We start from the raw sequence: 8,022 nt of genomic DNA on the forward strand, positions 1-8,022 counted from the left end.
CACCCTGCTCCGCCGCTTTGGCGGCGGAGCCTGGAGGCCCCATGACCCAACCGATCAATCTGCGTCAGGTCCGCAAACGCAAAGCGCGTGAAGACAAGGCCAAGCAGGCCGAGACCAATCGCGTTCAGTTCGGAACGCCCAAGGCCCAGCGCGAGCTTGAAAAAGCGCGCGAAGCCAAACGCAAGGCAACGCTTGAGGCGCACAAGCGGGACGATGGGGATAAGGGGTCTCAAGACAACTGAATTCCCGGCCGACCGAAGGGAGAGCCGGGACCTCTCTGCCTGTTCAGCGCCAAATTCTGATAGAGGCCCCGGGTCTTCGCTCCGCTCGCCCGGGGGTTCACTCTGTTGGAAGACATAAAAAACGGCGGCTCGATGAGCCGCCGTTTTCATTTCGGGACGTCCCGTTTCTGGAACAGCTTAAGGCGATCCCGCGTCTAACCGAACGCGCCCAGCGCCAACGCCAGGATCAGCGGGTAAATCAGTATGCCGGCGCCGATCAGCACCAGAGGGAAGTTGCGCATCACCGTCGCCTTGCCCAGCGAGGACGCCTGGCTGAGCAGGTCCGGCCATGTATAGCTGACGAAATCACCCTGGGTGAGCACCTGGATCAGGCGCCCATCCTCATCGACCACGGGCAAGCGGCGAAAGCGCTCATTGCTCATCATGCGCAGCCATTCGAGCATGTCGTCATCAGCCTGCGCCGTGCGCGGATTGGCGGTCATGATGTCGGACAATGGCGTCTTGGCGGGATCGCGGCCTTCATTGACCAGACGACGCAGAATGTCGCGCTCGGTCACCACGCCTTCGACCTTGTTATCGGCGTCCACGATGATGACGGAGCCGAAATTGCGCGCGGCCATTTCAGCGACCGCATCCTTGGCCATGGAAGTCGCCGACATGGTCAGAGGGGCCGTCTTGCGCGAAAACTCTGGCCGGTCGCGCAAACGCAGGCCGTGGCGGGCGTTCCGGGTCGGGGCGGATGTCATGATCGCGTCTCCTTCAAGATAGCTCTCGACATCACCTAGTGCGACTTCCGGTCGCGGCGAACTTGCCTGCATGGAGAAAAGGCGGTGAAGCCATGCTCCACCGCCTTGGTTCATCTCATATCTGTCAGCTTGAGAGCCTAGAACTGGTGGCGGATCGTGATCCGCGCATTCAGCGGCTTGCCGGTCGAGATATTGTCGTTGGAATGCGCGTCGGGGAAATACTCTTCATCGAGCAGGTTCTCGATATTGAGCTGCAGACGCGTCTGATCGGTCAGGTCATAGAACACCGCCGCATCCACGCGAGTGTAGTCCGGCACCAACACCGCATTGTCCTCGCGCACGAAATAGCTGTCCTGATAGGTCACGCCGAGCGCCAGGGCGAGCTGGTCGGTGGCCTGATACTCATTCCAGATCGAGAGCATGTGTTCAGGCGTCTGCAAGGTGCGATTTCCGTCAAACCCGCCGCCATCAATCGTGCTGTCGAGATAGCTGTAGCCGGCGTTAATCGCCCAGGCGTCGGTCAGTTGGCCGGCGATCTGGACTTCAAACCCGTCCGTCACGCTGCCCGGAATGGTGATGACCTGGGACACATTGTTGGGATCCACAGAGGTGAACAGGCCACGCTCGACGCGGAACACCGCGGTGGTCAGGCTCAGATTGCGGGTAAAGTCCCACTTCAACCCGACTTCGGTGTTTTCAAACTGCTGGGGCTGCACGTCTTCGGTGGTGCGGGTCAGCGTCAGGAACTGGTCCCCGGCGCTCGGCAGGAAGGATTCCGCATAACTGGCGTACAGCGAGACATTCTCCGCCGGCTTGTAGATCAGGCCCAGACGCGGGGAGACTTCCTCATCCACCCGGCCGCGGCGGCCGTCATCAGTCGCCGACACCGCTTCACGGTCCAGCACGTCCACGTCAAACCGGTCAAAACGCAGGCCCAGCACCAGCTTGAGCTGCTCGGTCAGATCAATCTGGTCCTGCAGATACAGCGAGGCGAACTGTACGTCAGACTCTCTATCGCGCAGCGTATCCACGAACGCATAGTCAGGGACCGTCACCGGCGTGGAGAAGTCGATGGTGATCTGATCGTCATTGCTGGCCGCAAACGTGTTGTCGATGCGGGCGTTGCTAGTGGACTGATCGCCATACTCAACACCCAGCAAGACGGTGTGGCTGAACGCGCCGGTATCGAACTCACCCACCAGATTACCCTGGGCGATGAAGTTCTGGCGCGCAGTCTCATCCGCATACCCGTCCAGGGTCAGCCGCTGCGGGCTGGCGGCGGCGTCAAAGCCGGCCGCATAGATGTTCTGATAGTATTTGTCGTAATCGGCGTACTGGATCGTCACATTGCCGCGAAGCGTATCGGAGAAGGTGTGATCCAGCCGCGTGCGGAAGATGCTGGCTTCCAGCGTGGTGTAGTTGCCATCGGCGGATCCGAAGAAGGTGTCGCGATACCCCTCCAGCGGCACGTCCGGGCCACCCAGGACCGTGACGGACGGCACGCCGCGATCCACAACCCGGTCGTCATTGATGTACTCATAGCTGAACACGGCCTGGGTCTGATCGCCCAGATCGACGGTGAAGGTCGGGTTGACCGCAAACCGGTCGCCTTCAAACACGTCGCGATGGTTCTCCTGATGCTCGCCGAACACATTGACGCGGAAGGCCACGGTGTCTGACAGCACCGAGTTCACATCGCCTGACACCTGATAGGCGCCGAAGGTATCAAGGCTTGAGGTCAGGCCGCCGAAATTCTCGTCCAGCTGCGCTGTCTTGGTGACGCGGTTGACCACGCCGCCGCCGCCGCCGCGGCCAAACAGAAGCGCATTGGCGCCGCGCAGGATCTCGACCTGTTCCAGATTGTAGAGCGGGCGGTAGTACTGAACATCGTCGCGCAGACCATCCAGGAAGAAGTCCGCCGTGCTCTGATTGCCGCGGATGATGATGGCGTCACGATGCCCCTCGCCCTGGCTGACGGCCAGGCCCGGCGTATAGCGCAGGATGTCCGCGATGGAGCTGAAGGCCTGATCTTCAAGCTGGGCGCGCGTCACGATGGACAGGCTTTGCGGCACGTCCAGCACCGGCGTCGGCGTCTTCACCGCGTTCAGCCGGTCGATCGACAGGAAGCGGCCCGTCACCGTGATCGTGTCGGCGGCGGCCTGCTCCGTGGTCTCGGCCGCCCAGACAGGCGCTGCGCCGAGAGTGAAGAGGGCGGCAAGCGCGGTCATCATACGCGCACGAGAGTTCAGCATGCTGAGCAGTTCCGATTTGAAATTGAGAATGCGTTGCGTTCAAGCCGAAGTTATAGAGGGACAACTTCGATAATCAATCTCATTATCAGTCGCAACTACAGCTGCTCGCGCCTGCTATCAGCGTTGGCGCCGCTCTGAACTCAAAAAGCTGCTGCCTAGGTCTATCTGCGTATTGCGCTGAAATACCTGAAGAATATGCTGATTGAGAGGGTGCAGGCATAACCCTATTCAAGATTGCACCTTGATTGTCGCGCGCGATATATCCAACTGGGTCCGGTATTTTCGTGCATTCAGGGGATCCCAATGCTCAACACAGACGCCCTCTACCAACCGTTCGAGCTTGGCTCGCTCTCACTGAAGAACCGCATCGTCATGGCGCCGATGACCCGATCCAAGAGTCCGGGCGGCGTCCCCAATGATGACGTGGTCGGATATTACGAGCGCCGCGCTGCCAATGATGTGGGCCTGATCATCACGGAAGGCACCACGGTCGACCGTCCCGGCGCCAGCTTTGATCCGGGCATCCCGAACTTTCACACTGACGAAGCCCTGGCCGGCTGGAAAAAGGTTGTCGACGCGGTCCACGCCGCCGGCGGCAAGATCGCGCCTCAGCTCTGGCATGTGGGTCTGGCGCGCAAGCCCGGCACGGGCCCGCACCCTGAAGCGCCGTCCGACAGCCCGTCCGGCCTCATGCCCGGCGGCAAAAAAGTCGGCGAGCCGATGACCCAGGCCGACATCGACGACACCGTCCGCGCCTTCGCCGAAGCCGCCGAGAACGCCGCCAGGATCGGCTTTGACGCCATCGAGCTGCACGGCGCGCACGGCTATCTGATCGACCAGTTCTTCTGGGACGGCATGAACCAGCGCGACGACAAATACGGCGGCGACATGATTTCTCGCACCGAGTTTGCGCAGGAAATCATCCGCGCCGTCCGCGCGCGCATTCCCGCAGACCTGCCCGTCATCCTGCGGTACTCGCAGTGGAAGCAGCAAGATTATAACGCCAAGCTGGCCCAAACCCCGGCTGAGCTTGAAGCTTTTCTGGCGCCGTTGTCAGAGGCGGGCGTTGATATCTTCCACGCCTCCACCCGCCGCTTCTGGCTGCCTGAGTTCGAGGGGTCTGACCTCAACCTCGCCGGCTGGACGAAAAAGCTCACCGGCAAACCCACCATCACTGTGGGCTCGGTCGGCCTCAATAGTGACTTCATTGGCGCCTTTATGGGGGAAGCCTCTGAAAAGTCCGGCCTCGACAAGCTGATCGAGCGTCTGGACGCCGGAGAATTCGAGCTGGTCGGCGTCGGCCGTGCGCTGCTTTCTGATTACGCCTGGGCGCGCAAGGTCAAGGACGGCCGTTTTGACGAACTTGAAGACTTCAACGCCGAAGCGCTGAAAGAACTGGCCTAGACACCATGCTCAAGAAACGCTCAGTCACCCTGAAAGGACACGCGACCTCTCTGGCTCTGGAGCCGGAATTCTGGTCCGTGATCGACAAGGAGCTGAGCATTGTCGGCGGATCGCTGGCCGGGCTCGTGACCTCGATTGACGAGAGACGCGAGCCCGACCAGCCCCTGTCGAGCGCCTGCCGGGTCTGGGCGCTCAATCGCGCGCTCAGCGCAGGTCAGGATTGATCCGCAGTTGACGCCATAGCCCGCGCGGGGTTTGAAGATGGCATGAGCACCGCCATCAACCCGCCGCCGCCATCGCCGTTCGACAAGCTGTTTCGGTATCTGAAGAACAGTTTCGCCGATGGACGCTCACCGGCGCTCTGGCTGCTGGCGCTGGTGGTGGGCGTGGTGGCGGGCTACGCCGCCATCGGCTTGCGGCTGGCGATCCAGTCCGTGCAGTTCGTCGCTTTCGGCGAGTTTTCCGAACGCCTGGCCAGCACGGCCTCTGGCCTGCCGGTCCATCACATCATCCTGGCGCCGGTGGCCGGCGGCTGCATCGTCTCCCTGCTGCTGTATGTGGGTCTGAAAACCAACTGGCTGCCCGAAACTCGCGCCGAGGGCGTCGCAGACGTCATGGAAGCGCGCGCGGCGCAGGGCGGGAAGATGCCGCTTCTGCCCGGCCTCTGGTCGGCCCTGATCAACGCCGTCTCCGTCGGCGCTGGCGGCTCGACCGGTCGTGAAGGCCCGTCGGTCCATCTGGGCGCCTCGCTCGCCAGCTTCATCAGCCGGCCCCTGAACCTGCCCGCCCGGGGCGCGCGCATCATGCTCGCCTGCGGCGCAGCGGCGGCGGTGGCCGCCAGCTTCAACGCGCCTGTGGCCGGGGCGCTGTTCGCGTTCGAAGTGGTGCTGGGCCATTACGCCCTGCGCTCGATCGGTCCCGTCGCCGCTTCCAGCGTGATCGGCGCGATCCTGTCGCGCATCCATTTCGGCGCCAGCCCGGCCTTCACCGTGCCCGAGATCCCGCCCGCCAGTCTCGCTGACTTCATCGCGATCATCCCCTTGGGGCTGGCGTCTGCGGGCGTGGCCATCGCCTGCATCATGTTGTCGTTCAACGCGCCGCGCCTGGTCGCCACCCGCGCGCAGGCCCTGTCGGTCCCGCTCTGGGTGCTGCCGCCTTTCGGCGGGCTGGTCATTGGCGGTCTGGGCGTTCTGGCGCCGGAAGTGCTGGGCGTGGGCTATGAAGCGACGTCCGTGGCGCTGGCCGGCGGCTACGCCATCGCCACCCTCGCCGCGCTGATCGTGCTGAAGCTGATCGCCACCATGGCCACCATGGCGTTCCGGTTCGGCGGCGGCGTCTTTGCGCCTTCGCTTTATCTGGGGGCCATGCTGGGCGCGCTCTATGGTGCGCTTGTCGCGCCCCTGATCGGCCCGGACAGCGCAGGCTCGGCCTATTTCGCCGTGATCGGCATGGGCGCGGTCGGCGGGGCGGTGCTGGGCGCGCCGCTGTCGACCACGCTGATCGTGTTTGAGCTGACCGCCAGCTATGAAGCCTCGATCGCGCTACTGGTCTGCGTGTCGCTGGCGAGCGTGATCACCACGTCTGTCACCAAGGGCAGCTTCTTTCACAAACAGGTGGAGCGCCATGGCTATGACCTCACCCAGGGCGATGCCCGCGTCATCCTGCAGACCATTCGCGCGCGCGACATCATGACCCCGCTCGACAGCCATGACACAGCCGGCGAGCTCGATGAATCCTGCGTCTATGACGATGATTATCTGGGCCGGGTGATGGGCTTCTTCTCAGCGGAAAAACTCGACGGCGCCCAGGTCCGCTCCCGCCATGGCGACCAACCCATTGTGGGCTACATCACCAAGGCCGACGCTCACGCCGCCTATGCCGCCGCGCTGCAGGCGAGGCACGAGGAAGAGCATCGCTAGGCGCGGCTTGATTTGTTGCGCATTACGCACTACGTTACATTATGATCCAGAGCTTTGCGGACAAGGCGAGCCGAAGCTTCTTTCTGACCGGCAAGCTTCCCAAAGGCTGCAGCTGGGCGGATGTGCAGCGTGTTGTAGCCCGCAAGCTTCTGGCACTCCACGCCGCAACCTCTCTGGACGATCTGAAGGCACCGCCCGGCAACCGGCTGGAAGCCCTGAAAGGCGACCGTGCGGGGCAGCATTCGATCCGGGTCAATGATCAATGGCGCGTCTGCTTTGTGTGGACGGCGCAAGGCCCAGAAGACGTCACCGTCACCGATTACCATTAGGGAAGACTGAAATGACCAAGATTGACGCCCCCCTGGTCACAGGGCTGACCGTTCACCCCGGCGAGTATCTAGCTGAGGAATTCCTTGAGCCACTGGGCTTGTCCATGCGCCGGGCCGCGACCGCGCTTAATATCAGCGCGGCCAACCTGTCGCGGTTCGTGGCGGGCAAGCAGTCTGTCTCCACCGAGCTGGCCGTACGGCTGGCCGCAGCCTTCGGAACCTCGGCGCAATTCTGGCTGAACCTTCAGCAGGCCTATGATCTGGCCCAACTGCGCGCCGGTCGCTGGTCCGACATCGAGGCGGAAGTCGAGCGCCTGTCCGCCTGAGAGATGACATCGCCGCCCCTACGCATTGCAAACGGATGTGCTAGTTTCGTTCTCCTTAGCGAATCGATCTGCGAAAGCGTGCGTCATGTCCTCTGTTCCCCTTTCCCAGCAGGCGGCCCCGCGGGCGCCGCGCGCCGACGCCGCCTATCTGGACGGGTTGAACCCTGAACAGCGCGCCGCGGTCGAGGCGGTGGACGGCGCCGTGCTGGTGCTGGCGGGCGCGGGCACCGGCAAGACGCGGGTTCTGACCACGCGGCTGGCGCATATTCTGGCGACCGGCAAGGCGCAGCCCTGGAACATCCTGTCGGTGACCTTCACCAACAAGGCCGCCCGCGAGATGAAGACCCGCGTCGGCGCGATCATCGGCGAACAGGTCGAGGGTCTGCCCTGGCTGGGCACCTTCCACTCCATCGCCGCGCAGATCCTGCGCCGCCATGCCGAGCTGGTGGGCCTGAAATCAAGCTTCACCATTCTCGACACCGACGACCAGCTGCGCCTTTTGAAGCAAATCCTCGAGGCCGAGGGCATTGATGCGAAGCGCTGGACGCCGCGCCATCTCGCGAGCCTGATCGACGGCTGGAAGAACCGCGCCCAAACGCCTGAACGCATCCCCGAAGAGGACAAATGGAGCTTCGCCGACGGCAAGGCGCAAAAGCTCTACAAGCTCTACCAGGACCGGTTGAGCGTTCTGAACGCCTGTGATTTCGGCGATCTGCTGCTGCACAACATCACCATCTTCCAGACCCATGACGATGTGCTGGCGGACTACCACAGGAAGTTCCGCTATTTGCTGGTGGACGAGTA

Annotated in this window: 9 protein-coding genes; 7 read left to right on the forward strand and 2 right to left on the reverse strand. The window is 62.9% G+C overall.

The genetic code is table 11. From position 1 onward, the window contains the following. Positions 1–41: 41 nt before the first annotated feature. Positions 42–242: a DUF4169 family protein gene (locus B3M53_RS12795; RefSeq protein ID WP_273019283.1), complete on the forward strand. Its 201-nt coding sequence runs from the start codon at positions 42–44 to the stop codon at positions 240–242. Positions 243–436: 194 nt separating this feature from the next. On the opposite strand, the gene B3M53_RS12800 is transcribed toward B3M53_RS12795, so the two are convergent. After that, positions 437–988 (reverse strand): cyclic nucleotide-binding/CBS domain-containing protein, encoded by a 552-nt coding sequence (locus tag B3M53_RS12800; protein ID WP_273019282.1) that lies wholly within the window; start codon positions 986–988, stop codon positions 437–439. A gap of 137 nt (positions 989–1,125) precedes the next feature. Next, entirely contained in the window at positions 1,126–3,240 is a 2,115-nt protein-coding gene (locus B3M53_RS12805) for a TonB-dependent receptor (protein WP_273019281.1), read from the reverse strand. A 303-nt stretch (positions 3,241–3,543) separates the two neighbouring features. Here B3M53_RS12805 and B3M53_RS12810 point away from each other — a divergent pair, with 303 nt between their 5' ends. The 6 genes from B3M53_RS12810 to B3M53_RS12835 form a co-directional block, all read left to right on the forward strand. Continuing rightward, positions 3,544–4,644, forward strand: a complete 1,101-nt coding sequence (locus B3M53_RS12810) for an NADH:flavin oxidoreductase (RefSeq protein ID WP_273019280.1) — start codon at positions 3,544–3,546, stop codon at positions 4,642–4,644. A 5-nt stretch (positions 4,645–4,649) separates the two neighbouring features. Then, complete coding sequence (locus B3M53_RS12815; protein WP_273019279.1) at positions 4,650–4,868, forward strand: ribbon-helix-helix domain-containing protein; 219 nt, start codon at positions 4,650–4,652, stop codon at positions 4,866–4,868. A 42-nt stretch (positions 4,869–4,910) separates the two neighbouring features. Continuing rightward, positions 4,911–6,563, forward strand: a complete 1,653-nt coding sequence (locus B3M53_RS12820; RefSeq protein WP_273019278.1) for a chloride channel protein — start codon at positions 4,911–4,913, stop codon at positions 6,561–6,563. 41 nt (positions 6,564–6,604) lie between these two features. Beyond that, positions 6,605–6,892, forward strand: a complete 288-nt coding sequence (locus B3M53_RS12825; RefSeq protein ID WP_273019277.1) for a type II toxin-antitoxin system RelE/ParE family toxin — start codon at positions 6,605–6,607, stop codon at positions 6,890–6,892. Positions 6,893–6,903: 11 nt separating this feature from the next. Continuing rightward, positions 6,904–7,218, forward strand: coding sequence for a HigA family addiction module antitoxin (locus tag B3M53_RS12830; protein WP_160092358.1), 315 nt, complete (start codon positions 6,904–6,906; stop codon positions 7,216–7,218). 85 nt (positions 7,219–7,303) lie between these two features. Further along, the coding region (locus tag B3M53_RS12835; protein ID WP_286800511.1) for an ATP-dependent helicase at positions 7,304–8,022 on the forward strand (719 nt) is incomplete at its 3' end.

Origin of the sequence: Oceanicaulis sp. UBA2681 (assembly GCF_002354675.1) — a bacterium.
GTDB lineage: Bacteria > Pseudomonadota > Alphaproteobacteria > Caulobacterales > Maricaulaceae > Oceanicaulis > Oceanicaulis alexandrii.